The 25,543-nt window shown below is 27.0% G+C and carries 32 protein-coding genes; 12 read left to right on the top strand and 20 right to left on the bottom strand.

The annotated features are described in order from the left end of the window. Positions 1-16 precede the first annotated feature (16 nt). Positions 17-340, top strand: a complete 324-nt coding sequence (locus L8W64_RS00600) for a hypothetical protein (protein WP_257395613.1) — start codon at positions 17-19, stop codon at positions 338-340. Here the strand turns inward: L8W64_RS00600 and L8W64_RS00605 are convergent. From L8W64_RS00605 to L8W64_RS00640, 8 genes are all read right to left on the bottom strand, one after another. After that, positions 332-550: a hypothetical protein gene (locus tag L8W64_RS00605; RefSeq protein WP_214126405.1), complete on the bottom strand. Its 219-nt coding sequence runs from the start codon at positions 548-550 to the stop codon at positions 332-334. The genes L8W64_RS00600 and L8W64_RS00605 overlap by 9 nt on opposite strands. Before the next feature lie 80 nt (positions 551-630). After that, positions 631-1,002, bottom strand: a complete 372-nt coding sequence (locus tag L8W64_RS00610; RefSeq protein ID WP_214098817.1) for a DNA repair protein — start codon at positions 1,000-1,002, stop codon at positions 631-633. Continuing rightward, a complete protein-coding gene (locus L8W64_RS00615) occupies positions 999-1,973 on the bottom strand; it encodes a hypothetical protein (RefSeq protein ID WP_220568433.1) in 975 nt (324 codons plus the stop codon). The genes L8W64_RS00610 and L8W64_RS00615 overlap by 4 nt, the downstream gene beginning before the upstream one ends. 63 nt (positions 1,974-2,036) lie before the next feature. Next, on the bottom strand, positions 2,037-2,387 hold the full coding sequence (locus L8W64_RS00620) for a hypothetical protein (RefSeq protein ID WP_214126407.1): 351 nt from the start codon (positions 2,385-2,387) through the stop codon (positions 2,037-2,039). Next, positions 2,388-2,912: an HK97 gp10 family phage protein gene (locus L8W64_RS00625; protein WP_240388413.1), complete on the bottom strand. Its 525-nt coding sequence runs from the start codon at positions 2,910-2,912 to the stop codon at positions 2,388-2,390. Then, positions 2,900-4,069 (bottom strand): phage portal protein, encoded by a 1,170-nt coding sequence (locus tag L8W64_RS00630; protein ID WP_214098814.1) that lies wholly within the window; start codon positions 4,067-4,069, stop codon positions 2,900-2,902. Before L8W64_RS00630 ends, L8W64_RS00625 begins: the two co-directional genes overlap by 13 nt. Before the next feature lie 105 nt (positions 4,070-4,174). Further along, complete coding sequence (locus tag L8W64_RS00635; protein ID WP_066006904.1) at positions 4,175-4,771, bottom strand: hypothetical protein; 597 nt, start codon at positions 4,769-4,771, stop codon at positions 4,175-4,177. 163 nt (positions 4,772-4,934) lie between these two features. After that, positions 4,935-5,942 (bottom strand): SIR2 family protein, encoded by a 1,008-nt coding sequence (locus L8W64_RS00640; RefSeq protein WP_263659919.1) that lies wholly within the window; start codon positions 5,940-5,942, stop codon positions 4,935-4,937. 116 nt (positions 5,943-6,058) lie between these two features. On the opposite strand from L8W64_RS00640, the gene L8W64_RS00645 reads away from it, so the two are divergent. The 4 genes from L8W64_RS00645 (at position 6,059) to L8W64_RS00660 (ending at position 7,632) form a co-directional block, all read left to right on the top strand. After that, entirely contained in the window at positions 6,059-6,688 is a 630-nt protein-coding gene (locus L8W64_RS00645; protein ID WP_263672600.1) for a helix-turn-helix transcriptional regulator, read from the top strand. Between the two features lie 57 nt (positions 6,689-6,745). Next, positions 6,746-7,066 (top strand): hypothetical protein, encoded by a 321-nt coding sequence (locus L8W64_RS00650; protein ID WP_263672601.1) that lies wholly within the window; start codon positions 6,746-6,748, stop codon positions 7,064-7,066. Between the two features lie 16 nt (positions 7,067-7,082). After that, a complete protein-coding gene (locus L8W64_RS00655) occupies positions 7,083-7,277 on the top strand; it encodes a hypothetical protein (protein ID WP_214100316.1) in 195 nt (64 codons plus the stop codon). 67 nt (positions 7,278-7,344) lie between these two features. After that, the gene (locus tag L8W64_RS00660) at positions 7,345-7,632 is read left to right on the top strand and encodes an ankyrin repeat domain-containing protein (protein ID WP_263672602.1); all 288 of its coding nucleotides are present in this window, start codon (positions 7,345-7,347) and stop codon (positions 7,630-7,632) included. Between the two features lie 36 nt (positions 7,633-7,668). Here the strand turns inward: L8W64_RS00660 and L8W64_RS00665 are convergent, their stop codons facing one another. The 9 genes from L8W64_RS00665 to L8W64_RS00705 form a co-directional block, all read right to left on the bottom strand. After that, entirely contained in the window at positions 7,669-8,481 is an 813-nt protein-coding gene (locus tag L8W64_RS00665) for a DNA adenine methylase (RefSeq protein WP_263672603.1), read from the bottom strand. A 104-nt stretch (positions 8,482-8,585) separates the two neighbouring features. Next, positions 8,586-10,217: a terminase large subunit gene (locus L8W64_RS00670; protein WP_012661576.1), complete on the bottom strand. Its 1,632-nt coding sequence runs from the start codon at positions 10,215-10,217 to the stop codon at positions 8,586-8,588. Further along, positions 10,210-10,845, bottom strand: a complete 636-nt coding sequence (locus L8W64_RS00675) for a P27 family phage terminase small subunit (protein ID WP_263659913.1) — start codon at positions 10,843-10,845, stop codon at positions 10,210-10,212. Before L8W64_RS00675 ends, L8W64_RS00670 begins: the two co-directional genes overlap by 8 nt. Positions 10,846-11,088: 243 nt before the next feature. Next, a complete protein-coding gene (locus L8W64_RS00680; RefSeq protein ID WP_214098810.1) occupies positions 11,089-11,439 on the bottom strand; it encodes an HNH endonuclease in 351 nt (116 codons plus the stop codon). Then, positions 11,436-11,714: a hypothetical protein gene (locus L8W64_RS00685; protein WP_012661579.1), complete on the bottom strand. Its 279-nt coding sequence runs from the start codon at positions 11,712-11,714 to the stop codon at positions 11,436-11,438. Before L8W64_RS00685 ends, L8W64_RS00680 begins: the two co-directional genes overlap by 4 nt. Positions 11,715-12,236: 522 nt before the next feature. Further along, entirely contained in the window at positions 12,237-12,833 is a 597-nt protein-coding gene (locus tag L8W64_RS00690) for a hypothetical protein (protein WP_263672604.1), read from the bottom strand. A gap of 431 nt (positions 12,834-13,264) precedes the next feature. Further along, positions 13,265-14,017, bottom strand: coding sequence for a conjugal transfer protein TraN (gene traN / locus L8W64_RS00695; protein WP_318529418.1), 753 nt, complete (start codon positions 14,015-14,017; stop codon positions 13,265-13,267). Positions 14,018-14,136: 119 nt separating this feature from the next. After that, positions 14,137-14,289: a hypothetical protein gene (locus L8W64_RS00700; protein ID WP_263660042.1), complete on the bottom strand. Its 153-nt coding sequence runs from the start codon at positions 14,287-14,289 to the stop codon at positions 14,137-14,139. After that, positions 14,265-14,621: a hypothetical protein gene (locus tag L8W64_RS00705; protein ID WP_263660043.1), complete on the bottom strand. Its 357-nt coding sequence runs from the start codon at positions 14,619-14,621 to the stop codon at positions 14,265-14,267. Before L8W64_RS00705 ends, L8W64_RS00700 begins: the two co-directional genes overlap by 25 nt. Before the next feature lie 537 nt (positions 14,622-15,158). On the opposite strand from L8W64_RS00705, the gene L8W64_RS00710 reads away from it, so the two are divergent. Further along, the gene (locus tag L8W64_RS00710) at positions 15,159-16,079 is read left to right on the top strand and encodes a helix-turn-helix transcriptional regulator (protein ID WP_263672605.1); all 921 of its coding nucleotides are present in this window, start codon (positions 15,159-15,161) and stop codon (positions 16,077-16,079) included. A gap of 4 nt (positions 16,080-16,083) precedes the next feature. On the opposite strand, the gene L8W64_RS00715 is transcribed toward L8W64_RS00710, so the two are convergent. Continuing rightward, positions 16,084-17,493 carry a PD-(D/E)XK nuclease family protein gene (locus L8W64_RS00715; RefSeq protein ID WP_263672606.1) on the bottom strand — a complete coding sequence of 470 codons (1,410 nt, stop codon included), beginning with the start codon at positions 17,491-17,493 and terminating at the stop codon, positions 16,084-16,086. Positions 17,494-17,599: 106 nt separating this feature from the next. Here L8W64_RS00715 and L8W64_RS00720 point away from each other — a divergent pair, with 106 nt between their 5' ends. The 6 genes from L8W64_RS00720 (at position 17,600) to L8W64_RS00745 (ending at position 22,260) form a co-directional block, all read left to right on the top strand. Beyond that, the gene (locus L8W64_RS00720; protein ID WP_263672607.1) at positions 17,600-18,148 is read left to right on the top strand and encodes a hypothetical protein; all 549 of its coding nucleotides are present in this window, start codon (positions 17,600-17,602) and stop codon (positions 18,146-18,148) included. Further along, entirely contained in the window at positions 18,145-18,348 is a 204-nt protein-coding gene (locus L8W64_RS00725) for an agmatine deiminase family protein (RefSeq protein ID WP_263672609.1), read from the top strand. The genes L8W64_RS00720 and L8W64_RS00725 overlap by 4 nt, the downstream gene beginning before the upstream one ends. Positions 18,349-18,386: 38 nt before the next feature. Then, entirely contained in the window at positions 18,387-18,911 is a 525-nt protein-coding gene (locus tag L8W64_RS00730; RefSeq protein WP_263672628.1) for an agmatine deiminase family protein, read from the top strand. 24 nt (positions 18,912-18,935) lie between these two features. Beyond that, positions 18,936-19,556, top strand: coding sequence for a hypothetical protein (locus L8W64_RS00735; protein WP_263672610.1), 621 nt, complete (start codon positions 18,936-18,938; stop codon positions 19,554-19,556). A 75-nt stretch (positions 19,557-19,631) separates the two neighbouring features. Beyond that, a complete protein-coding gene (locus L8W64_RS00740) occupies positions 19,632-21,554 on the top strand; it encodes an AAA family ATPase (RefSeq protein ID WP_263672611.1) in 1,923 nt (640 codons plus the stop codon). A gap of 13 nt (positions 21,555-21,567) precedes the next feature. Continuing rightward, entirely contained in the window at positions 21,568-22,260 is a 693-nt protein-coding gene (locus tag L8W64_RS00745; protein ID WP_263672612.1) for a hypothetical protein, read from the top strand. Here the strand turns inward: L8W64_RS00745 and L8W64_RS00750 are convergent. Both L8W64_RS00750 and L8W64_RS00755 read right to left on the bottom strand, forming a co-directional pair. Next, entirely contained in the window at positions 22,252-23,589 is a 1,338-nt protein-coding gene (locus L8W64_RS00750) for an McrC family protein (protein WP_263672613.1), read from the bottom strand. The genes L8W64_RS00745 and L8W64_RS00750 overlap by 9 nt on opposite strands. Further along, positions 23,573-25,405: an McrB family protein gene (locus L8W64_RS00755; protein WP_263672614.1), complete on the bottom strand. Its 1,833-nt coding sequence runs from the start codon at positions 25,403-25,405 to the stop codon at positions 23,573-23,575. Before L8W64_RS00755 ends, L8W64_RS00750 begins: the two co-directional genes overlap by 17 nt. Between the last annotated feature and the right edge of the window lie 138 nt (positions 25,406-25,543).

Here is a 25,543-nt window from a genome sequence, read left to right on the forward strand (position 1 = left end):
AAAAAAAGGTATTAGAATGTTTTTTTACTCTTATGAGCCACTTACTTTTATAACTTTGCTGTTTTTGCTTGTGGTGTTTTTTATGGCTAAAACTAAGAGTAAAAAAGAATTTCAAGAAAAGATTATTGATGAAGAACTTGCTAGCTTTACTAAAGCTGTTGATATTTTTCTTAAAGAAAACAAACCACAAAAAGCTCTGCTTAGTGCAAAAGCTATGCAATTTGGTATAAAAAACAATCTTTTTAATCATGATATAAAAGTTCAGTTTTGTCAAATTTTGCAAGAAAACCCAAAAGAAAAAGAATTTATCGTGGAGATTGATCATAGTTTATTATCCTAAAAGTTCTAAAAAATCTAAACCTAATTTTTTTAAATCTATATTTTGATTTGTATTAGCACTTTGCTTAATTGATGGCTTCAAATGCTCACTTAGTAAAAAATCTTCACATTTGTTTTTAACTCCCATAAAAGATGCAATCATACTAAGCAAAATACTAATTTGTATTTCATTTCTATCGCAAGCTAAAGGCTCATTAGACAAAAACTCCATCCACTCATTAAATTCTGCCTGGGTAATGCTTTGTTCTAGTTCGCCTATTGTTTTTCCTAATGCAAGGGCTAGGCGATATTTTAATCGCCCTTGCTCTCTTGCTTTGGGACTTCTACACTAAAGGTTAAAATTTCATCAGCTATTTTAGAAATAACAGCGAGTGCAGCTTGATTAAGCTGTGTAATTTCTTTTTTGCTTAATCTTGGCTCTACAAGTCCTTTTAAGACAACTTCGGTTCTAAAATTAGAGTTGTTGCTTATGGCTTCTATATTGATTTCATTAATATCATCACCATCTTTACTATCTTTTTTAAACTCTATTTTATGATTTTTCATAAGCTCATATTGTTCTAACATAGAAAGTTGTTTTATGGTTATTTTTTCATCAATGCCATCAATATTAATTTCCTTTGTTTTAAGAGAATTGTTTTGTAAAAAATCTTTTAAATTCATTTTTTTCTTCCTTTTTGTGTAAATTTGTTAATGTTGAATTCTTCTTCAGTGGCAGATGAAGCCACACCACTGCTTCCATCGCATGTGTATTTTTTTCTTATATCTTTATTTGCTGGATATGTAAGAGATAAAGGATTTGGATAAAAATAAATTGTCTTGCCTTTTAATTCTTCATAAGTTTGACCTTGAGTTGGCTCATTTTTGATTTCATGAATGATGTTTTCATCATCTTCTTTTACCCATTTATCCTCATGTTCTTGCTCACTATCTATAAATTCTTTACTTTCATTAAAAATCTGCTTATTAGCATATGGACACACACCTCTAACGCTATCAAAGATATATACAAGTCTTTCATCATTAGTTTGTGGCGTTTTTAGTGTGCTTGGATTTGGATAGTAATAGATCGTTTTTGATTTTTTATCCGCATAAACATCACCTACATTTAACGCATCGCTAGTATGCTCTATATTATCTCCTTCTTCAAATCTAAAAGGAGTGATGTCTTTTGCTTCTCCTATTTTTTCTGCTGTAATATTTGCGCTAAATTTATTATTAGCTTCGCTGGTAACTTCAAAACCCGTTATTTTCATTTTGATTTTTAAAGTTGTTTTTCTTTCATCATTAACCTCAACAATAATAAAAACTTCTTCATTTTCTTCAAAAGCCTTTTCAAGATAATTTACACCTTCAAAATCTTGCGTTTTTCCATCTTTTACAAATTTATAAAGCAAAGACATATTCACAGTGGCACTTGTTTTTTTACCTACTGCATTTATTTCTTCATAATCTCTGTCATTAATTGGGCTTAATTTTTGACTTTCCCTACTTCCTCCTTTAAGTCCTGAAATGCTAGTTAAAAAACCTGCTTGTACTGGTGTAGATCCGGCTGTTTCCATAGCACGAGATAAAACTAATACTCTAAGACCTTGAACATCTGGTGCTTCTGAAATTATTTTTTCTTTTGGCATTGGTTCTCCTTGCAATAAAATACAAATAGATTTTAAGAAAACTTTGAGGCGTTAGAAAGCGTATTAAAATTTAAAAGTTAAAAACATATTACTGTAATAAAAACCATTTTCTTCATCTTCTCCGGCTATGAGTATATCTGTTGGCTTTTTATCTATACTAAACAATAAATTTTCCAAATCTTCTTTTATATTTCTTAACTTTTGATACTTTTTACTATATATGGTAAGGGATATTTCTATTTCTTTTACTAATAATTTATTATCAATACTTAAAACTATTTCTTCATTGCTTATTTCATAAACTATAAAATTTTCTTTACTTTCTATAGTTGCTTTTATAGGATAAATATCTAGTTTTAATTCATTTTCTAAATTTTGTAGAAAGCGGACTAAAAATTCTTTGTACATTTTCATTTAAAACCCTAATTTTTTTAATTCTTTTTCTAATTCGTTTTGAACTAAAATATCTGCCTTTGGTTCTATTTTTTTTGTAGCATTTTCCATAGTTTTATATCCTTTTACAAAACTTGTTTTACCTTTTTTGTTTTTTCCTCCTCTATGCCAAAATCCATGCTCTAAAAAATGTGCATAATAAGCACTAGAAAAATACTCTATTTTATTTTTCTTTTTATTCTTTTTCTCTAAAGTCCATTTTTTAAAACCTTTTAGTTTTTCATATCTTTTTTGGCTTACTTTTTTCTTTTTAAATACAACAGCAGCTGCCCTATAAACACCTTTTTCTAAATTTCTACTTGTAACAGCCCTAACACTTGATCTTAAAAGACCACTTTCTTTAGGTGCTGTTTTTTTATAAACCTTAGCTATTTCCTTGCTTACACTCATAGCGCCTTTTCTAGCAGCTTTTGATAATGATGAATTACTCAGTGTGTTTAAATCTTTCATTAATTCTACAAGACCTTCTACTTCTATTTCTCCCAAACCCCATCCTTTAGTGCATTTAACTTTCCTAAATTTAATGCTATAAGATGTTCATTTCCATTGCTAATTGGGTTCATCTCCTCTAATGCCCTAACCTCATTAATACTCATAACTCCATTGTTTAAAGCTTTTGTATAGCTTTCCCATCTTGAAGCACTATCAGCTCTTAAAATAGCATTGATATTAAATTTAAAATAATATTTTCCCCATTCGCTTTTAGTAAGCAAAAAGCGATTAAATGCTTGTTCTATTTTTGTAGTAAGAGGCGTGATTGTTTGAACCATGTAGTTTGTTTCTTGTTGTTCTATGTTAGAAAATGTTGCTCTAGAAAGATCTCCTAGCTTATGCGGGGGTATGTTAAATAATCTTGCAATTTCTATAATCTGAAATTGTTTGCTTTCTATAAATTGACTATCTTTATTTGCGCTTGTAGTTTGAGTAAATGTAGAGCCACTTTCTAAAATGGATATGTTGTAAGCTTTCTTTTGACTATAGTTTTCTTTAAATGATTTTTTCAATCTATCATATGCTTGATCACTAAGCTCATTTGGAACAGTAATAACACCACTTGTAAAAGCACCATTTTGAAAAAAGCTAAGCCCATGTTGCTCTATGGCTGTAGCTAACTTTGCTGTGGTTTTACTTTTTCTTAAAGGTGCTATTCCATTGACACCATCTTTTGTGTGGTATGGAACATTGACTATTTCATCATAGCTTAAAACAACACTGCCATTGCTAGAGTATGCACTATAAAAGTATTTTCCACTTTGTTTAAACAATGAAATATCTTTGTTTTCTATAAGTTCTATGGAGCAAATTTGCCCATTTCTTTTTCGCATAGGATATAAAAAACCATTTCCATAAATAAGCATTTGCACCATAAAAGCTTCTATAAGTGTAAATGGTGTCATGGTTTCATTTGGTGCAATTTTTATAAGATCAAACAAAGGATGATTAGTGGCCAACACAGAGCCATTTTTTTCTTTTTTGTATAGATTTAATGGCAAAGAAGCTATTGTTTCGCTTATGTTTGATATAGCTGCAATTACAGCAGAAAGCTCATCAGAATTTACCTTTTCTTCTGAAAGGAACTCTAAGGTATGATAATCTTGATTTCTTTTTTGTGTTTTAAAAAATGATTTTATTTTATCTAGCATTCAAAGCCTCGTTTTTTTAAGTATTTTAAAAAAACTTTGAGGCGTTAGAATGCGTATTTGGTATAAAAACACAAAATCTTACATTACAAGATTATAAAATACTTACTATTTTTTGTGCTTATTTAAAATATTTACATAATTTTCACATTCCGTTTTTAACAATTCAAGTTTTTCAACACCCAAAGGATTAATAGGTTTAATTTTTTTATTTATATAATCATCATATCTATCCCGCATAACTTCTACCATTAAATGCGCAAAATGCTCCATTATAATATCTTCATCCACGCTATTATTTTGAATCAATGTTTGAAGTACTTCAAAATAATTTAACATCATCCTTACCGATCTTTCTAATTCTAAATTATTTTCAATTTCCCTTGTTATTTCTTCTTTTCCTAATTTGTTTTGTATACCATGCTGTTTTCTTGTATAATCCCTTGCTTCTATAAAATGCTTTTCATCCCATTTTAATATCATTTGCATTGTCAAATTAAATTTATCTACCTTTGTTTTTTCAAAATCTGCTCTTGTTTTTTCAAAAATAGAATAAGCATTTAACACCAATGAACATGACACTGCATAAGCAGAAATAATATATGCAATAGTTTTAATTTCTAAATTAAAATATAAACATAAACATACGATTGCAAAAAACCCAATCAACCATAAAGCAAAATACCAATTTTTTAATAATTTCATTGAAACACCTTTAATATATAATTAAATTTCATTGAAATTATATATTATTTTTTATTTTTTGTTAAATTTTTAAACTGTAATGGGTATTTTAAAAAGAATATGTAACTATCTATAGCTTTAAAAGGTTTGGAGGATAGTTACATGGAAAACTTAAACTTTCCGACTATTTTTTATTCAAATGTTTGGCTAATTTTTCTAAATTATCATCACAGCAAAAACTAAAATCACATTTGTTCTCACCAAAAATTTCATTATACCTTTTCTTTTTATCATCAATATTACTCTTAGTATTGATAACATATATCTTATAGTTTTGTTTATTTTGCAGAGCGCTTTTAAAAAGATAGACAACAGATAAGTCTGTTATAGGAAAAGAAAAACCATAAATATAAATATTCTTAGCCTTTTGTATAGCCTTAAAAGCTTTCTTCCATAGAGACTGTATTTCAATATGGTTATAATTACTTGTTTTATCAAGTATAGGAGGGATAATAAGCTGTCGCAAACTTTCTTTTCCTATATTTTCCTGATATTCTTCAAATTGGCTAGTTGTATTGTGACTATAAAAATATATAGGACTATTTTGATAAATTTGATCACAATACCAATTAATTGATCCGTGTAGTTTAATAATTTCAGTTGAATTTTTTTTACCGTTATCAAGATTACTATTATAAAAATTAAAGCCTTGTTGCACTGATTCTGTTCTTTCATCGATATATTTTATAGGCATTTTATAAAATATATTATAAACATTATCTTTAGATACTTCTTTATCTAGCGTTAAAAACAACATTTCTTCAAGCAATAAATCATAATTCAATGTTATACAAGTACATTTGTTTTTATTTATAAATTGTGATAGACTTTCTATATTTTCATTTGAACTAGTAATATTTTTATTTTTCAAATTTAAAAAATATCTTCCAATCTTTTTTATTTTTTCAATATAAGAAGCTTCATCTCTTAAGATATCTTCTTTTGTTTTAAAAGGCAAAGGCGTTATAAGATAAGTTAAAAGCTGTTCCAAATTATCTTTGTAGATTTTTTCATTTTCATGTATAAAATTATTATCCAAAAAATAGTTTGACAGCTCGGCAAGAGTTGGGTAAGAATTATTTAGAGATTTTGAAAAACCCGCACCAAAAAAGAAAATATCACTACCATTCATAAAAATCCTTTTTTTTGAAAATTATACATTATTTTTAACCTTTCAAAATAAAATCTTTTCATTGCTTTTTGCAATTTTTTGTTAAATTCTTTTAAATTAAAATAAAAGGATTGATCATGCAAATGCAAGAAGTAATTGAGAAGTTAAAAGACATACTTGCAAGTGAAGGTAAATGCGAATTAAAAACAAAAGATATAGCCAAAGAATTAGGTATCCATCCAGACACTTTTAATTCTATGAAATTTAGAAACTCCATTCCTTATGCACATATTTTAAACTTCTTAGAAAAAAGAAATATCAGTATTAATTACTTCTTTTATGGAAGCTCTCCAAAAGATCAATTAGAATGTGAATACAAATATAAAATTTTAAAACTATATAAAACCAATGCTAGCTTAGGTGGAGGTGGTATTAATGATATTTTAGACTTTGAAAACATATTAATAGATCAAAAGATATTAGATTTTTTCAAAACAAAAGATTGTGAGCTTATTACTTGTTATGGTGAGAGTATGGAGCCAATTATCAAAGATAGAAGTATTTGCGTAATAGATAGAAATAAAACTTTTAAAAATAAAAGTATTTGCGTAGTTAATACTAAAGATGGACTTTTTGTCAAACAAGTTTTAAAACAAGATAATGGAGTGATTTTACACTCTTTAAATCCTTTATATAAAGACATATTTTATAAAAATGGAGATTTTTTGCTAATTGGTGTGGTAGTTGGAGAGCTCTCTAAGATCTAACAGCACACAATAAGCTTTGCCAAGCTATTGTGCATTTAATCAACAAAAGGAGAAAAAATGAAAGAGATTAAAAACTATACTGATGAAGAATTAAAAGAAAAAATTATGCAGGATTTAGAAGATGAATTTAAGACTTTATATAAAAGACTTTTAAAAGAAAAAGATTATCTAGCAAGAGATAATATCTTAGAGCTTATGACTATTTATAATATGGGAATATATTCTTATTCTATTGCAAAAATACTTGAAATAAATGAAGATAAAACCATTATACAAGTGCCTTTATTTGAAAGATATATTATAGGTAGGAAATTTGTAGTTCAATACAATAGCAAAAAACAAAGATATGAATTAAAAAGCACTTTTTGTGAATTTTAAGGGGTTAAAAATGAGTATAAAATATCCAAATATAAAAGTTAAATTAATCGGAGAAGATGGTAATGCTTTTTCAATTTTAGCTAGAGTTGATAGTGCTTTAAAAAAAGCTAAAATAGACAAAGATATTAGAGATGAGTTTTTTAAAGAAGCTACAAGTAAAGACTATAATCACTTATTAAATGTCGTATCAAGCTGGGTTAAAACAATATAATTTACAACAGCACACATTCAGCTAAGCCAAGCTAATGTTGTCTTATCAAAACAAAAGGATAAAAAAGATGAATAGAACAATATTAGATATAAGACAAGGTGTTGGCAAGAGATTTATAAATGCAATCTGTAATCAAAACAATGAACTTGTTTTTGAATATCTTAAAAATGGTATGAGTGCCACAAAAGAATGCATGGGCGAACAACCTATGTTTTATGCTATTAATCATAATAATTTTGGAACTATTTTACTCTTATTAAAATACGGAGCTATTTTAGAAAAAGATTATCTAGAAGAATGCAAAGAAAATTTTAGAAAAGAAGCTTTAGATTTTTTAGCTTCTTTGCTTAAGTAAAAGAGAATATTAAAAAATATTCTCTTAACTTTATTTTTAAAAGTTCATTATTAAAACCTCCTTGCTCTCTTTTCTTTTTAAAACATTATTATTTAAAGAATATCTTACTTTTAGCTCCTTAAAATTAAAATCTTTATAAAGTTCTCTTACAAGCTCACAATCATTATAAGAAAGCATAAATTTACCCTTGATGTTTTTTAATAACTCATTTAATAGTTTATGCTCTTTTATTCCAAAACCATTAGTGTTTTTATAATAATTTTCAGTCCCCACATAAGGTGGATCTAAATAAAACAAAGCTTCATTGTAATCATATTCTTTTAAAATATATTCAAAGCTTTTATTCTCAATACTAGCATGTTTAAGCCTTTGTGTATGTAAGCTAAAATCTCTAAGCAATCTTTTTGGCGCTCTTTGTTTGCTCATAGCAAATTGACCCATGCTTGATCCAAAAGAAGTGCTAATAAGATAAAAATAAAAAGCAGCTCTTTCTATATCATTCCTTGGCTTTAATTCTTTATTTTTTATCATTGCAAATATCTTTCTACTTACTAACATAGAATTAAGCACATTTGCTAAGCTTTGTGGTTTATTTCTAATACAAAGATGTAGATTAATAAGCTCGTTATTTATATCATTAATAACTTCTATTTTTGATGGGCTTTTTTGATAAAAAACACTCAAAGCTCCGCCAAAAACTTCTATATAAGTTTTATGCTCTGGCATTAAAGCAATGATTTCTTTAGCTAAATAGTTTTTACCACCCACCCAAGCAAATGCAGCTTTTAATTTAGTTTGTGTAGGTTTAGTTTGTGTGCTAGTTTTTAGAAATTTGTTTATAGTGTTCATAACAAATTCCTTTTAAAATAAAATTTAATTAGCTAGCTTCTAAAAAGAAGGTTATAATGCTTTTGCTAGTTTTTAGAAAGGAGAGCTTATGGCTTTCCTAATGCTTACAAGCTCCTAATACCCCGTTTTTCATAAACACTTTCTTGAGGTTTTGCAAAGGTATTTTTAGTCGCTATGGCAGTTACTAAAGCTGAAATTGCATCTATTCTTTCACTTGATTTTTTCTTATCAGGTTTTATATTTTCTCTTGCATCTTTATCTATTACCAAATTATTATTACACCATCTAAAAATAGGATTTGCATTGTGGTTTATAGTTTGTTTTAATACTCTTATTTGATACTCTTTTAGTGGTTCGCTTATACTTGCAAAACCTTGTCTAATTTGTACGCATTCTAAGTTTTCTTCACTAAGTTTTTTGGCTACTTCAGTGCTATTCCAAGGATCATAACCTATCATTTTGATATTAAGTGTTTTACTAAAACAAATAATATCTTCTATCAATATGTCATAATCTACACTATTACCTGGTGTTAAAGTCAGATATCCAAGCCTAGCCCATTCTAAATATGGAACCTTATCTCTTCTACTTCTTTGCTCAGCGCACAGTCTAGGTGCATAAAATTTAAAATCAACATGTAAAATTTTATCAATTTCGCAGATTATAGCTAGTGCAGTCAAATCTGTCGTAGCTGAAAGATCTATTCCCATAAAAACATCAGAAGTTAAATTTATTTTTCCAAGATTACACTTCATAAAATCATCATCTTTTACAAAAGCACCAGCATTTGAAGTCCATATGTTTAAATGCTTTGTCTTAAAACTAACCTCATCGTTTGCATTTGATTTTGCTTTTTCAAAATATTCTCTTAATTTTTCTATCTTAACTCCATACCCTAAAGCAGGATTTACTTTAGCCCACACTTTTTCATCATGCCAATCATCATCTTCATTTGGTTCGTAAATTTTAGAGTATGTAGAAGGATCATTTATAATACCACAAGCAACCTTTTTACAATAATCATATTGTTTTTTCATCTCTGAATTTTGGTTATAACCTGCTGTCGATATTACTATACAAAGAGAATTAGAACGACTTGCCGTTCCTTCTTCTAAGACCTTGTATAATTTTCCATCTTTTGCAGCATGAAGCTCATCGTAAATAAAAACATAAGGTCTTAATCCATCTTTAGTTTCACTAGTAGCTGTCAAAACCTTTATAAAATCTTCAAACTTTGTATTTTTTTTACGAATTTCCCTATAAGTCTTATATTGATAGCACATATCATTCAAATGCTTTTCTTGACTTATCATAGATGAAGCTGCATTAAAAACTAACTTTGCTTGTTCAGTTTCATTTGCAGCACAATATATTTTCTTTCCTTTTTCTTTATCCACAAAAAGAAAGTAAAGCAAAATAGCTCCTATAAGCTCTGTTTTGCCGTTTTTTCGCGGAATAAATAATAATGCATAAGAATACCTCCTAGCATTTTTTTCTTTTGAATATGTAGCAATAATGTCTATTATAAACTCTATTTGAAAATTTAAAAGAGCAAATGGCTTTCCTGCTAATTCTCCATCGGTATGTTTTAATAAAGATACAAAAACAACTGCGTTTAAGGCTATTTTTTCATCTATATAAAATGGAGAATTTTGAAATTCTTCGTTTTTTATTTTGATATATTTTTTAGCATAATTTAAAATATCTTCTCTAGATCTTAACTTGATATCATTCATCTTCTTTCCCCAATAAAACATCAAAAGGAGAGCTTTCTTTTTTCTCTTTTGGATTTACTCTTGTCCTACTTGGAGCACCTATGCCTAAAATTTTAGCCAAGCCTATTACATTTTTAGTTAGAGAGTTAAAAGCAACTAGCTCGGGAGTGATAATCTGCACTCCTTTATCACTTGTAGCACAAAAACCTCTTTTCTCTACCTCTTTACTTGAGCATTCTAGCAAGATGAGATTTTTAGCATATACTTTAATAATATCATCTTCAAGATCATCATAAATTCCTAAATTAATTAAGTCGTTTTTTACTTTTTGAGCCAATTCTTGCTCTATTGTTTGAAAATTTAAGCTAATTTCACTTATTTCTTTATCTTTAACAATTTGCTTGTTTTTTGGTTTTTCTTTTATAATGCTTTCATCTATAAAAAGTGCTATTTCATTTTGCTTTGAGTTATGGTGATTATCATCTTGTCTTCTTTTAGCTAACTTTAGTATTTCTTCTTTTGGGTAAGGTTTAGCTTTTCCTCTTAAAACCTTAACTCCATTTTTCTTTAAATATCTACTCAAATACTCTTTAGAATTAATATTTAGTATTTGCAAAACCTCATCACAACTTAAAAATTCTTTTTGCATTAACACCTTTCTTTTTAGTGATTTTATACAAAACATAAGGCGTTAAAGTGCGTATTAGTTAATTGGGCGTTAAACATAAGGAAAACATGCAAAAGAAATTAAAGCACAAGCCCCAATTATTCATATTTTAAACTTGGTATTTATTGGTTAATTAGTTAGTCAATTACACACGCAATAAAAAAAATAGCTCGCATTTTTTCGCGACTAGCCGGTCGGTGACCAGAATATCGATTTTATAGAGATTTAACCCCCTACCCCTTTTAATTCCTCTTTGGTTTTTTTATTGTGACAAGTCATACATAAGCTTTGCAAATTTGTTACATTTAGTTTTTCTCCACCTTGTCTTATAGGGATAACATGATCAACAATTTTTGCAAATCTTCCACATTTAAAACAAAATGGATTGTCATTAATAAAACTAGAACGTAATTTCTTCCACTCTGCACTATGATAAAAACTAGAGCTATCTCTATCTCTTTTGAAAGCATCATAGTGTTTATTTTGATTTCTAACAGTTGTTATCTTACACTCAGAACACTTACTCAAATGCGAGAGTATCTTCTTTCCGCATTTGCAAAATTTATACGTATTCATCTTTTATAAAAACCTATTTCGGTTTTCTTTGTAAGCGATACTTTAAATTCATATTCAAAATCATCATAAGCCTTAATAGCATAACAACTATAACCAGCTTCAATTATCTTCATAAACCATTCAGGTAGCAAAATAAAGAAATTTCCACCAACTCTTTTAACTTTAAAACCACTTTTAATATCATTAACATTTCTATGAAAATTATCATATAATCCAAGATTATTTATAAAAATCTTTGCAGGTACAGCATTGTTAATTATTTCATTTTTAAACATTTTTCTACTCTTATCAAATTAAAGCAAAAAAATAAGTGAAGTTCCTTATATTTTGTATTTTATCATAATTTCACACAAAAATAAAAAATACATAAGTTTGGAATGTTATTTGCTCTTACTAAGATACTAAATAGCAAAAAGTATTTATATCTTTTCTCCGCAATAAACAACCAAATAAAAGCTATTGCTCTTATTAAACATATGGCTTTTAATCGGAGCATTAGTCGACATCGTATTAATTTTAATCGGAAATATAAAAAATATACTAATATTGACTTTAATCGGATTAAAAGAAACCGTTGCTGTGCATATATTGAATTGTAAAGTAATGGGTTACTCAGTGGGTTACTAATAGAATAAAATATATCTAAAAATAGATATCAAATGAAATTTTTTAGTAGCTGACCTCGGGCACCATTTGTTTTTTACTCCCAAGTGTTTTTTTGGCAAATTATATTCAAAATATTAAAAAAGAGTTTTTATTTTAATTAACAAACCACACCTGCTAAATCTACCATTTACTTACTTCAACCTCACATTCATAATCATATTAGATAAAAAGATACTATCTTTATTAAAGCTTTTTAAGTTATATTCTAGTTTTAAGTATCTTTTTTGTATATCTTGCATTAAAGTTGAAAGATTGTATAAACTTAAACTTTCTAATATATTTATAAGTTCTATCTTGCTTAAAGTATTAAAATCATTTAACAAGCTAAGATAATTACTTATAATAGAAGAAGAATTGATATTGTGAAATATAATTTTATTTTTTATATCTTCTTTAATAAAAAATTGATTATTTTTTATATAAAAATAATCTTTAAGATGATGATCACTTAATATTTGATTGTAAAAACTTAAAAGACTTTCTTTACTATTTAAGTCTATAAAATTTAAAAATATATTTTCTTTTAATAATGCTTCTTGTAATTGTTTTAAATTTTTAAAAGCTTGATTTATACTAGAAGTATTTTTTAAAGCATAAATGATATTATCATCTTTAGAAATTTTTCTATTTATATTATATTGCAATAAAGGATTTTTATAAAGTGTATCACTATTGATTAAGATATTGATATGAAAAGATTCTTTACTTTTATTAGTTAATTGAAGCAAAGATATAACATCTTTTATAACTTGTAAAATATCATTTGCTACTTCACCATAGCCCCAAAAGTAAAGATAATATGATTATCATCTATATTTGTAGCACCAAATAATAAAGAAGGTGTAAAAATTAAAGCACTAAGGAATAAAATGTAAAATCTTTTCATCAATTATATTAAAGAAGTTAAAGAGTTTGTTTGGTATAATTATATTAAGGGTGAACGCCAAAGGGGCGCAACCCTTTAGCGTTAATTTACCGCCCAGAAGGGAGGTGAGCATAATGCTAACAAAAATTATCCTTATAATTATACTCTTAACACTTTGCTATGTCAAGGCTCATTGAGTACCCCCTGCTTTTGCAGGGTTTAGGATAATCCCTTTGGCTTACCAAACAAACTTTTAACTAAACTTCATCTCCTTTCTATAATTTTATTTTCTTTTTAATTAGTAGGTTTTCTTATTAAATTCTCAAGATTGCTTTCAATCTTTTCTTGTATTTTTATAGAATCAGCTTGTATTTTATCTACATCAATACTTCCAACAATATCAGCAATAAAATCACTTAAATCTATTTCACTAAAATCTAACTTTTGAAATTCTTCTGGAGTAAATCCTCTACAATCAAGACTTTTTGGAGAACCCCAACCTCTTCCAATTTGTGGGCGTCCTTGTTCATTAAATATTCTTGCTAATTTTGAATTAAAACAACAATGTGTTTTTTTATGCTGAATACAAGCTATGAATTTAATTTTTTTAGAGCAATATTCACCAACTTCTACACATCTATTTTGCTTATTGAGTTTTGCTAGCTTTTTTTCATCTTCTTTACAAGGTACAAGCCCTATAAATACTTTATCTTTATCACAGCAACCACCACCAGTTAAGCCAAAAAATTTGTCTTTAGAGCGACATCTATTATCTTTTTTATTAAAGATAAAAATTTGTCCTCTATAAGAACCATCATATTCCCAACCATTATTATTTTCATCATTAATACCAACTTGAGCATCATCATCTTCAATATCGCTAGCACCTTCTATGCAAGGAAACGGAGAACATTGATACTTATTATCTGTTAAAACACATTCTCTTTCTTCATTAAATGGACATACTTTCCTACTTTTAACACAATTGTTTGCAGGTGGTATTGAAGAATTACAAGTATCATTAAAACTATCATTATTAGAATCTATCGCTAGATTATATAAGCTTTTAGAATGATAATTTCAATAAAATATATGTTGTCACAGCATATACTAGAAATCCAAAAGAAAGTAGTATATTGTGAAACTCAAAAAATTAGCAGATAAAATCACTCACTTAACTCATTAATTTTATCCATACTAATCTCACATTGCTTATAGTGGTAAAAAAGCTCACTATAAGCTTTTAATATATCTTTTTCATCTTGCACTATAGGTTTATGCGCTCTATCAAATTCTAAAAGCTCATTTGGTATTTGCACTTTCTATCAAGCATAACATTAAAAAGCTTAGTGGTATTAGTTTCACTGCTTTTGGATATATAGTTTTTAACATCATCAACCCTTGCTTTGATTTGATTTTTTTGAGTATTTGCATAAAAGAGTGCTTTTAGCTCTTGTTCGTGTCTAATTTTAAGCTCCTGAGTAATCCTCGTGAGTTCATTATTTACACTCAAAGCCAAATTTAAATCACTTTGACTTTTTTCTAATTTTGCGTTTGTGCTATCTAGCTTAAGATATAAATATCCTACTAAGATTGTCATTAAAGCTAAAGCAATATAAAGCTTTGTATTGTTAAATAAAAGATTTATCATTTCTTATTTTAGAAGTTTAAGTAAGATTTGAGTATAATTTCAAAGGGTGGAACACCAAAGGTGGCCGCCTTTGGTGTTAATCAACACTCAGTTAGGTGGTGATTAAATTGAACCATAAAATTCTAGTAATAATTATACTACTTTGTATAATTATAGTCAAGGCTTATTAGCTTTGATTTCCCCTTTAAAAAGGGGAGCTAGAATACCACATTTGGCCTACTTAAACTTTTATCTCCTTTCTAAAATTTGTTTGTAATTTCTAATTTTATATTTGATAAATCTTGCTGATATAACAAGTCATATAATTCTTTACAAGCTTGTCTGCTTTGACCTATACTTTCATCACTCTTAATTAAACCTAGTAAAAACAACCTTTTGTATTCTAATAATTATATATTTATCATCTTTTACTCTCAAATATTATTTTCTAAATAAACTTTCATTTCCAAACTATAAGTCTTGCAGCGTTTATAAACTAGACTTTATTTGTTTATAAAGCAATTGTTGTTAATATTTTAAAAAATTTAGAGAAAAATCATGAAAGATCTTAAAAAATACATTGCAAATTCCAAACTAACACGCCTTGAAGTTTTATATGAAAAATTAGTAAAGTCTGAAAATGGCATAACTATAAAAGAACTAGCCCAAGAACTCAATGTAAGCGCTAAAACCATAAAAAGAGACATGCAAGGGGTTTTTGAGCCTATGGGGCTTATTAAAAATGGAAGAAAATGGCGTATCGATACAAGCAAAGACATTCAAGAGCAAGATGATGAAAAAATAATCCTTGAAGTGCTTGATACCATGGCAAAAAGTGCTGGAAATAGCTTTTATGCTAAGGCTCATCCCCTACTTTCTAAACTTTCTCAAAATATCTCTAACCCCATCCATACTAGCCTAGATGCAGAAAAGCTAGAAGAAAAAGATTTAAGCAATTTTCAAATTCTTGAACAAGCCATCAACACCAAAACACAAATTGTCTTTAAATATAAAAATAAACTTTTCCAAGTAAAACCTTTAAAACTAGCTTTTTTTAGTGGATTTTGGTATTTACTTGCTTTTGACATGAAAAAACGTGATATTTTCAAAAAATTTTATTTAAAAAATATCCAAAACATCACCCTAACCCAAGAGCATTTTCAAACCGATGAGAGTTTAGAAGTAAAACTTCAAAGAGTAAATTCTATATGGTTTAGTCTTGATAAGCCTTTTACGGTAAGGCTTTTAGTAGAAGAACCTGTGCGAAAATACTTTGAAAGAAAGCCTCTAAATTCACAAATCATCACCGGCAAAGACAAAGATGGCTCCATAGAAATAGAGCTTGAGATAACTCATGAAATGGAAATTTTACCTTTAGTGTATTATTACATACCTTATGTAAAGGTTTTAGAACCTGATTTCATAGCAAATAAAGTCAAAGAAGTAATTAGAGAATACCTTGATCAAATAAGCAAATGATTGCTTATTTGTTTGGTTTTAATTCATTGTTTATCTTTTTTAAAGCGCTTTTTATAGTTTCTTTATTTAAAAACTCTTCTAAAATTTTGGAAAATTCTGTCATCCAATTGCCATGATTATTTATTAACCAATACGCAAAAGCATATTTTTCTTTAAAGTTAAAATTTTCAAATACATCATAGTAATAATGATCACCACTTCTGCGGATATTATCATTTCTTATATTTGAGTTTTGAAAGAATTCTTTATATTTTTCATCCTCTTCATTACAATTAATTTTAAAAGTCAATCCAAAATTATCATAATCACCTTTTCCAAAAAAAACACCCACACTAGGCCACACATCATTATCATCTTCATAAATTTTTGGATAAAAATCAAACCAATCGTAATTAACTCTTTTCTCATCAAGCTTATATCCAAACCATTTTTCATCACATATAGTTCGTTCTTTTTCAAATTCTTTTTCAAGCTCATTAAAAAAATCATTTACTAATTCTTCACAAATTTCATCCCATTTCTCTCTTACTATTTCTTTTGCTTTTTTATATTTATCATTATCCACATCTTTAAAATCACTTTTATTTTTAGTATATCTATACAAAGCCTTAGTATTTTTTAAATTTTCTTTACTTTCTTTTAGAAAATTTAATACATAATCCCTAGCTACATATTCATCTGTTACATACCATTCTAAAATGTTTTTATACTGATTTAAAGTAAAAATCACATTTTGCATATCATTTTTAAATTTTTTATCAATTTCATTGTTTTTAACTTTATTCTCACACACATCTATACAAGCATTAATCCACTCTTTTATCCATTTATAATCCATTTTTAGATAAAAACTCATTTTTTTATCATAGCTATCATATATAAGATCATTATTTATTTTAAACCCATTTCTTGTGCCTAGGCTATATTTGCTAGGCTCGGTATCTTCATTTTTATGCAAATAAATAGTAAGTATATTTTCATGAAAATCATCTATGTTTTTACCTTTTTCTCTTATGTATTTTATGTAGTCTTTGAGTTGATTTGGCTGATCTTTTGCATAAAGTTTATTTTCTATGATGATATATCTTTTATCTTTTAAACTTATAAGTATATCGATCCTTCTATTATCTTTTACACAAGCTTCTGTTTCTACTCTTTCTATGTCATGAGCTGTAAGGTTTTTAAATTTCTTAGCCTTTGTGTATCTTCCAAGCTTTTTTAAAAACTCATTTGCAAAAAGCTCTTGATAATGATCATCATGTGGATTTATCAAATAAGCTATAAATTTAGAATGATAATTTTCTTTATACTCAACTCCCAAAGCTTCAAAAATATTTATATCGCTCATGCCTTTTTTGGTATTTTCTTCAAATTTATCATTAACCCTTAATAATTCTTCAATAAAATTTTTCATTTACAATGCCTTTAAAATAATTTTTACAATTATACTACAAAAATATAGACTACCATTGTCTGTTTTTTAGCTATGATTTTTCAAATCATTCAAAAAAGGATTAAAAATGCTTCAAACCATGAAACACATCCTAACTCACACCGATGAGACTTTACTTGCAAAGAAATTTGGTTATAACAATGTAGAAAAATTTACCAAAACAAAAACTTTGTTTTTAGAATGTGAAAGCATACAAGAATGGCTTTTAAAAGGATATTATGATATGGTAAATTCCTCTTTAGAATTTATACAAAAATTTGATTTTATCTTAGATAAAGAAATTTTAAATTCAATTTTAGAACAAAATGTTTTATTAAAAGATAAACACATAAAATTACAAGAAGCAAAAGCCATCATAAAAACAAATTTTAAACGCAAAAGCGAGCCTTTGCATACTTTGATGTTTTTATCTCATTTACGCATGCTTAAATTTCCTATTAGCAATGATATGCTCTATCTTGATAAAACGCAAATCATGCAAAAGCTCAAAGAACTTGCTATAAAGCATTATGAAAATTCACAAGGTAAATTAAAACTTTGGGGAGATATCTTACAATATGACATTATTTATGATGATGAGTTATTAGTTTTAAGCATGCAAAAGAGCGATGAATGATAGCCATTTCTACACTTTTATCATCAAAACATAAAAGAATTTATCAAAATCTTGTGCAAAATTTTGCTAAATTTAACATCGCTTTTAAAGAAATACCAAGTAATGATATATGGTTAAGAGATTTTATGCCTTTAACATATGAAAATACGGCGATAAGCTATATTTATAATCCTGATTATTTAGAAATTATCCACATTTAAAAACCACTATAAAATCTCTAAAAAATCACTTAAATTTAATCCTTGATGGAGGTAATTTCATAAGAAAACACGATGTTACCTTTATGTGTGAGAAAATTTTTAGCCAAAATCCAACGCTTAGCAAGGAAAGAATTATCCATACTTTAAAACAAAGTCTAAATTTAAAACACATAGTCTTTTTACCAAGACTAGCTTATGATAGATATGCACATAGTGATAGTATGGTGAGATTTATAAATAAAGATCATGTGCTAATCAATGATTTTTCTTTAGAAAATGTGCAATTTTTTGAGAAATTACACACCGCTTTAAAAGATTTTAATGTTACAAAAATGAGCTATTCTAAAGAATTTATGCAAAAATACAAATGGGGTGCGTATTTAAATTTTTTAGAGTTTGATAAGGTGGTTTTTGTGCCAACTTATGATATAGATGAGGATGAGATGGTTTTAAACTTTTTGCAAAATATCTATAAAAATAAACAAATCATAGGTATATATCTAAAGCCTATTATCAAAAAAGGTGATGCTTTGCATTGCATTAGTGCTAATATTTTACAATGATTAAATTTATTTAAAGGATTAAAAATGGAAAATCAAACACTAGAAGAAAAATTTGAAGAGCTTTATCTAAAAAGTGCTTTATCAGAATGGGATAAAGCGATAAACGAACTTAAAAATTTTGATGAAAAAGAAGTAAAGAGCGAACTAAAGAAAAAGCATAAGTTACTTAAAGACTATATAGTTTTTAAGTTAAATGAGTTGTATGGAGAATTTGATAATGAAAAATACGATAAACTTTACCAAAAAATGCAAGAAATTGAAAATGATTGTAACCTAAGAAGTAAATACAATTCTCTAAAAAATAGAAATAACATTAAAGAACCATTTAACGGAATTGATAATTTTATATCATGGTATAAAAAACAAGAGAAAGAATGTTATTACTGCAAAATAGCGCAAAGTGATCTAGCAAATCTATTTGAAAACAAACTTATAACTTCCAAAAAACCATCTTTTAATAGCTCATTGCAAATTGAAAGGCTAAATCCAGATAAAGGCTACAATGAAGAAAATTGTGTTTTAGCCTGCTGTATTTGCAATAATGCAAAAAGCGATATGATAAGCGCTAGTGATTTTGAAAAATATTTTAGTAATGGTGTTAAAAATTTCTATGAAAACTTGTTAAAAAACATAAAACCCAAATAATTCTCATAACTAGACAACTAAAGTCTAGTTATTTTGTTTATAATTACATTATATATCTTAGTTTAAAGGTTTATAATGCAAACAAATACTTCTACTCTTACTCACATTGCGGATTTTGATTATTACTCACATAATGTAAAAGTCATCTCACTACACGCACAAATGCTCTCAAACAACAAGCAAATCAAAAAAGATTTTTACAGCGAATTTGAGGAAATACTAGAAAAAGATAATAAAATCCCTAGTTTTATCTACAAACAATACTCCAAATTTATCTATCCTAGCTTTTTAAAGAAAAATCTAAGTTATCTTAAAAAATACTTAAATTTTACTCAAGCAGAATGTGATGTGTTTGCATTTTTTTACTATGCAAACAAAGGTAAATTTGCTTTACACCAAGGTTATAGCACTGCTTTAGGCAAAAAAATCATAGAAAAAATTTTCAACCACACTTCAAAAGATGTCAATAAAGCCTTGAGTGATGATTCTATGCTTTTTAAACTAGATGCCTTGTGCTATTATGATAGTGATGCCTTTGGTATAGATGTAAATAATTTTGAAAGCATTTTCACTCAAGATATTAGCAAAACTACACTTATGGGTGAGTTTTCTTATTTTTTACCTAAAACTAGACTAAATTTGAGTGATTTTGACTATATACAAGAAGAATTAAATACTATCATTACTTTTTTAAAAAAACGCCAAAAGGGGAATATTTTTATATATGGAAAAGCAGGTGTGGGCAAAAACGAGCTTAGCGCACTCATAGCTAAAGAGCTTGGAAAAGAAGCATTGTGCGTTAAAGATTGTGAAAATGATAAAAAATCAAGTAGAATTTCAAATTTTTACGCACTTAAAAAGATACTCAATCCAAAAAAGCAAATAATAGTCTTTGATGAGTGTGAAGATAGCCTTTGCTATGATTCTTTAAAAGAAAAATTAAAAATCAATAAAATCTTAGATGAAGAAAATAGCATTTGTGTGTTTTTATCAAATTCTAAAGACATGGATGAGGCGTATTTGAGGCGTTTTGATGTGATTTTAGAGCTTGAAAGTATGCCTAAAGAAAAGAAAATTCAAAATATAAAAAAGTTATTCAACAAGAAAAATATAAAAATAGATGAAGCCATTATAGAAAATATAGCCTCTCATCCTGAACTTTCTCAAGGGGTTATTTTAAAATGTGCAAATAATGCTAAGATCTTTAAAGGCAAAAGCCAAGAAGTATTTGTAAGATTGATCAATGAAAATTTAAAAGCAAGATCACTTCAGGGCATTTCAATGCCAAAAAAAGACAAGAAATATGATTTAAATTTAATAGAATGTGATTTAAATTTACAAGAACTAATAAACAATATCAATAAAAATTCAAGTTTGAGAATTTTAAGATATGGCATAGCAGGTAGTGGAAAAAGCGAATTTGGCAAAGAACTAGCTAATGTTTTAAACAAAACTTTACATTCTTATAAACTTAGTGATATTTTAGATCCTTTTGTGGGCAATAATGAAAAAAATATCGCAAACATTTTCAAAAAAGCTTCTAATGATAATGCTATCTTACAACTTGATGAAATCGATGCGTTAATTTATAGTAGAGATGAAGCAAATAAAAGCTGGGAAAAAAGCTTAGTCAATGAAATGCTTATGCAAATGGAAAATTTTGAAGGTATTTTCATAGCTTCTACAAATTACCTACAAAACCTTGATAAAGCTAGCATAAGAAGATTTGATCTAAAGATAGAATTTCAGGCACTAAAACAAGAAAAGCTTTTAAAGGCTTTTGAATTTTTTGCTAAAGAATTAAATTTAAGCTTTGATAAAAAACAAATTGCAAAAAGGCTTTTAAAACTTCAAAATATTTGTTTGGGCGATTTTGCGCTAATCCTTAGACAAAATAAAATTTTTAAAATCAAAAACGCCGATGAATTTTTAGAAAAATTAGAAAAAGAATCAAAACTCAAATCAGATGATGAAAAAATCAACATGGGATTTTTATAAAAAGGATAAAACTATGAACATAACACTTCAAGGAACAATACACAAAAGCTTTGTGTTTGGATTTAATGATATAAAAGCAAAAGAATACATTAAAGCATTATATGAAACAAATAATGATGAGTTTAATTTCCAAACACAAATTCAAAACACAGAAAATATACAACTACTAAGCCAAAGTTATCATTTGGAAAATGGATATTTTTTAGATGTAAATACTCAAAGCAAACTTTTGTCTTTTGAAAATTTTTTAAGTCAAAATTATGCGGATTTTAAGCATTTTTGTGTTGTTGATTTTATAAAACATAATGCAAAAATACACTACAAATTAAAAGAAACAAATACAAAAAGCAAACTCTATCATCTTGCAAGTGCATATGCCTTTCCTAAAAATGGCTGGATAGATAAAAAAGTGCTAAACATCAACGACATCTCACCTTATCAAAACATACTTATAGAAGGGTTATTTTATATTAAAGAGCAAGAATTGCTAGAAATTATAAAACAAAATGAAAATTTGATAAGAAATAATTTTTATTTAAAAGATTATGATTTTTCAAAAGGTTTAAAAAAACTTTTAGATGTGAGTTTGGATATTTTATTTGCTAATATTAGCACGAAAAATTTTAAACCCTATAAACTAGAAATAGACTCTATCGCTCACGAGGATATAGAAAGAAAGATTTCTTTTGTTAAGCTACTAAAATGATTGTTTTAGTAGCTCTTTGATTCTTTCTATAAATTGCGTTTCTTTTTGGGTAATATACTCAAGAGTAATTTCTTTATCTTGACTATCTTCAAGAAAAATTCCATCAACTATAAATTTACACTCATCTGAAAGGATAGAATTTTCACTATGGCATTTTGCTTTTTCAAATTCTTGCATAGGATATAAAAGCCCACCTAAAAGCACTTTGCCTATCTTTTGATAATACCCCATATAAGTATGAATTTGAAACAAATCGTTTCTGTCTAAATCTCCCATGCCATTTTGGCTTCTACCTTCCATTTTCATTCTTTTATATTTAGTATCAAAAACCATGTATGTATCATCTTTAGACAAAACAATATCAGGTATTATATAGCGTTTATAAAAGCTATTTTTATAAATTTCAAGCTTTGGAGAATCGACCATATATTCTTCAAAATTATTTCTTAAAAGCTTGCTTATATAAATTTCAAAAAGCTCTGCTATATTAACGATAAAACCATAACTTTTTTGATCATTTTTATTTTTACTAGTGAAATTTTGACTTTCTATAATCATTTTTGCATATTTTAAAAGCTCTTTGTAGTTTTGATAGTTTTGATTTCTCAAGGCTTTACTAGAAAAGGCTTTGTTTAAACTTTCTTTTATAAAACAATGCTCGCTTTTATTTTGCACTAAATAGGTTTTTATATGCTTTACATTTTTTAAAAAGCTTGAATTTTTCTTTTCTATGACTTCTAATGCTTTATATAATACATTAATAATATGCACATCTTCTATTTGCTCTCTTGCTTTTGTAGCAACCTTTGCTTTTAAAGGGATATTGTGTTTTATAAATTCAACCATATCAATATTTCCCTTAAAACGCAAATCATTGTATTTTTTACTTTGATAATTTTTAGGCAAACCTATCAAAAAACTTTTTTCAAGTTTTTGCACAAAGATATAAAAAAGTATAAACTCACTTATATTGTTTTCTTTTTTTACATCTTGATAAATACTCACATCATCAACAAATACATCATTAGCATAATTTAGCATTCTTTCTAAAAACTTCTTGCCAAACCTGGAATTTATCTCAACTTCCAAACCATTATAAGAAATTTTTCCTATATAATTTCCACTAGCAATTTGTCTTTTATTTTCTTCAATCGTTCGCAATGAAATGATAGGATTTTTAGTATTTTTGCTTAAAATTTTTTCATCATCATTGAAAAAAGAAAAGAAATTTCCATTTTTTATAAAATCTTCAAAATACAGATCAAAATCTTGTATTCTTGAAGATTTTTGATCTATTTCTATAAAGCTATTATCATTTATTTTTATCATCATTTTTTTCTATAACAAAAAGTTTTTTTAAATCATCCAAGTGTTTTTGTATTTCTTTTTCACTATATTCGCTTCTTAAATACTCTTTTAAAAGCGCTTCAAAGCGGTTGCTAAAAAGTTTTTTCATATCACTATCTTTAATCTCATCATTTTTAAATTCAATTTTTAGAAAATAAGAATGCCCAAGTTGATACTTTTCACCGATATCTTTACTAATTTCATCGTTTAATTTTTTACAAGCTTGTGCGTATTCTTCAATATTATTTGCATAAATTTCATCTCTTATTACATCATAATCACACTCCATTTCTTGCCATATAAAGCGTCTTCTAAGCGCTAAGTCAAAACTATCTATACTTTTATCTAAATCATTCATAGTTCCTAAGAAAAATACATTTTCAGGCACATAAAAATCCTCATCATCTCTCATAGAGGCATATTGTGTTTTTATCTTGCCTTTTTCTCCTCTATACTCAAGTGCATAAAGTAATTCTCCAAAAACCCTAGATAATTCCGCACGGTTAATCTCATCAGCTATGAAAAAAAACCCATGATCACTTAGAGCTTCATTAAAATTTCCTTTTTCGAGTTTTTCCAAAAATCCTTTTTCTTCTTCTTTTGCTTTATCACAAAATTCTCTAAAAATTCCATTTTTAAGCTCAAGTTTTAATTGTCCATTTTCAATCCCTGCAGGTTTAATACCTTCTATAAAATCCTCATAAGAAAAACTTGGGTGAAATTGAGTAATGAGCATTTGATTTTCATTTTTAATGATATTTTTTACATTATTTACTATAGTGTAGGTTTTTCCAGTTCCAGGAATTCCATGAAAAATGATGTTTTTATGCGTTTTTAAAAGCTTTTTAAAGCCTTCTAAATCATTGCTTTTTATATCTGCTTTGCCACATAAATTTGCAAAATCATAAGCTGCTTGATAAAGTATATAATATACACTTTGTTTTATATCTTTACTTTCATCATTTTTATCTAATTTTTCTTTTGTAATCAAAGCCAAATCAGATTTTTTTATCTTATCGATCAAATTTAAAAATTGATCTAGAATGTAGTATTTTGGAAGATGTCCTCTTATATCTATGCCAAGTTTTTCCGAAACAAAGTTAAAATACTCCTCTTCTTTGTGTTTGTAAAAACCAAAATTATATTTATTTAATATCTCAAAGATATACTTAGCGGTATTTACAGAAGCATCATTTGCAAGTGGAAATTTATCTTTATCAAATTGTAAAAAATATGCTAGCTCTCTAGCAGTAGCTTTCATACCTTCTACATTTTCAAGCTTATCGAGTAATTGTGTCAAGTTTCTACTTTTATCTGAAGCATCATTTATTTTTTTAAGATTATCAGCTAATTTTGTTTTATCTTTTAATAAATTCGTAGCATTACCTTGCATTCTAGCACTATTTATACTTTTATCCCACCATTGTTTAAATTTTTCATCATCAAATTTATCTTCTTTAAATGTTTCACTAAAATTGTCCACAATTTTGCTTTTTGTTTGTAAAAATTCTCCATTTTTATTAAATTTAATATGTATAGTACTTTTATCATTATAAATGTATAAATATTTCTCAAAAGCTTCTTTTAAACTATTAAATTTATCGTTATTTTCCTTATAAATGTTATCAATCAACTCTTTAAATTTCGATTTAATATCATCATTTCCTGAAATTTCACTATTTCTTTCCTTGCCAAATTTAGTATGATAAATATAACATTTTCCATCTTTATCAAAAAAATAACCAAAATTTTTATCTTCATTTTTAATTTCGTTTAATCTAGTTTTTAAATCACCCATTGTTTTCCTTAGTTTTGATTTTTATAATTATAACTTAATTTTTGCATTGTTAATTATACCAAAATAAAAAATTTAAAATAGACAAACACAGTCCACTAAAATAAATTACAATTGTAAAATAAAAATATCAAGTCATGG

Source organism: Campylobacter sp. IFREMER_LSEM_CL1097 (assembly GCF_025772225.1).
GTDB classification, from domain to species: domain Bacteria; phylum Campylobacterota; class Campylobacteria; order Campylobacterales; family Campylobacteraceae; genus Campylobacter_D; species Campylobacter_D lari_D.

What these genes read in the sequence shown, in the direction of transcription:
- L8W64_RS00600 (WP_257395613.1), top strand. Translation starts at nt 17, where the DNA reads ATGTTTTTTTACTCTTATGAGCCACTTACTTTTATAACTTTGCTGTTT.
- L8W64_RS00605 (WP_214126405.1), bottom strand. Translation starts at nt 550, where the DNA reads ATGGAGTTTTTGTCTAATGAGCCTTTAGCTTGCGATAGAAATGAAATA.
- L8W64_RS00610 (WP_214098817.1), bottom strand. Translation starts at nt 1,002, where the DNA reads ATGAATTTAAAAGATTTTTTACAAAACAATTCTCTTAAAACAAAGGAA.
- L8W64_RS00615 (WP_220568433.1), bottom strand. Translation starts at nt 1,973, where the DNA reads ATGCCAAAAGAAAAAATAATTTCAGAAGCACCAGATGTTCAAGGTCTT.
- L8W64_RS00620 (WP_214126407.1), bottom strand. Translation starts at nt 2,387, where the DNA reads ATGAAAATGTACAAAGAATTTTTAGTCCGCTTTCTACAAAATTTAGAA.
- L8W64_RS00630 (WP_214098814.1), bottom strand. Translation starts at nt 4,069, where the DNA reads ATGCTAGATAAAATAAAATCATTTTTTAAAACACAAAAAAGAAATCAA.
- L8W64_RS00635 (WP_066006904.1), bottom strand. Translation starts at nt 4,771, where the DNA reads ATGAAATTATTAAAAAATTGGTATTTTGCTTTATGGTTGATTGGGTTT.
- L8W64_RS00640 (WP_263659919.1), bottom strand. Translation starts at nt 5,942, where the DNA reads ATGAATGGTAGTGATATTTTCTTTTTTGGTGCGGGTTTTTCAAAATCT.
- L8W64_RS00645 (WP_263672600.1), top strand. Translation starts at nt 6,059, where the DNA reads ATGCAAATGCAAGAAGTAATTGAGAAGTTAAAAGACATACTTGCAAGT.
- L8W64_RS00650 (WP_263672601.1), top strand. Translation starts at nt 6,746, where the DNA reads ATGAAAGAGATTAAAAACTATACTGATGAAGAATTAAAAGAAAAAATT.
- L8W64_RS00660 (WP_263672602.1), top strand. Translation starts at nt 7,345, where the DNA reads ATGAATAGAACAATATTAGATATAAGACAAGGTGTTGGCAAGAGATTT.
- L8W64_RS00665 (WP_263672603.1), bottom strand. Translation starts at nt 8,481, where the DNA reads ATGAACACTATAAACAAATTTCTAAAAACTAGCACACAAACTAAACCT.
- L8W64_RS00670 (WP_012661576.1), bottom strand. Translation starts at nt 10,217, where the DNA reads ATGAATGATATCAAGTTAAGATCTAGAGAAGATATTTTAAATTATGCT.
- L8W64_RS00675 (WP_263659913.1), bottom strand. Translation starts at nt 10,845, where the DNA reads ATGCAAAAAGAATTTTTAAGTTGTGATGAGGTTTTGCAAATACTAAAT.
- L8W64_RS00680 (WP_214098810.1), bottom strand. Translation starts at nt 11,439, where the DNA reads ATGAATACGTATAAATTTTGCAAATGCGGAAAGAAGATACTCTCGCAT.
- L8W64_RS00685 (WP_012661579.1), bottom strand. Translation starts at nt 11,714, where the DNA reads ATGTTTAAAAATGAAATAATTAACAATGCTGTACCTGCAAAGATTTTT.
- L8W64_RS00705 (WP_263660043.1), bottom strand. Translation starts at nt 14,621, where the DNA reads ATGATAAATCTTTTATTTAACAATACAAAGCTTTATATTGCTTTAGCT.
- L8W64_RS00710 (WP_263672605.1), top strand. Translation starts at nt 15,159, where the DNA reads ATGAAAGATCTTAAAAAATACATTGCAAATTCCAAACTAACACGCCTT.
- L8W64_RS00715 (WP_263672606.1), bottom strand. Translation starts at nt 17,493, where the DNA reads ATGAAAAATTTTATTGAAGAATTATTAAGGGTTAATGATAAATTTGAA.
- L8W64_RS00720 (WP_263672607.1), top strand. Translation starts at nt 17,600, where the DNA reads ATGCTTCAAACCATGAAACACATCCTAACTCACACCGATGAGACTTTA.
- L8W64_RS00725 (WP_263672609.1), top strand. Translation starts at nt 18,145, where the DNA reads ATGATAGCCATTTCTACACTTTTATCATCAAAACATAAAAGAATTTAT.
- L8W64_RS00735 (WP_263672610.1), top strand. Translation starts at nt 18,936, where the DNA reads ATGGAAAATCAAACACTAGAAGAAAAATTTGAAGAGCTTTATCTAAAA.
- L8W64_RS00740 (WP_263672611.1), top strand. Translation starts at nt 19,632, where the DNA reads ATGCAAACAAATACTTCTACTCTTACTCACATTGCGGATTTTGATTAT.
- L8W64_RS00745 (WP_263672612.1), top strand. Translation starts at nt 21,568, where the DNA reads ATGAACATAACACTTCAAGGAACAATACACAAAAGCTTTGTGTTTGGA.
- L8W64_RS00750 (WP_263672613.1), bottom strand. Translation starts at nt 23,589, where the DNA reads ATGATAAAAATAAATGATAATAGCTTTATAGAAATAGATCAAAAATCT.
- L8W64_RS00755 (WP_263672614.1), bottom strand. Translation starts at nt 25,405, where the DNA reads ATGGGTGATTTAAAAACTAGATTAAACGAAATTAAAAATGAAGATAAA.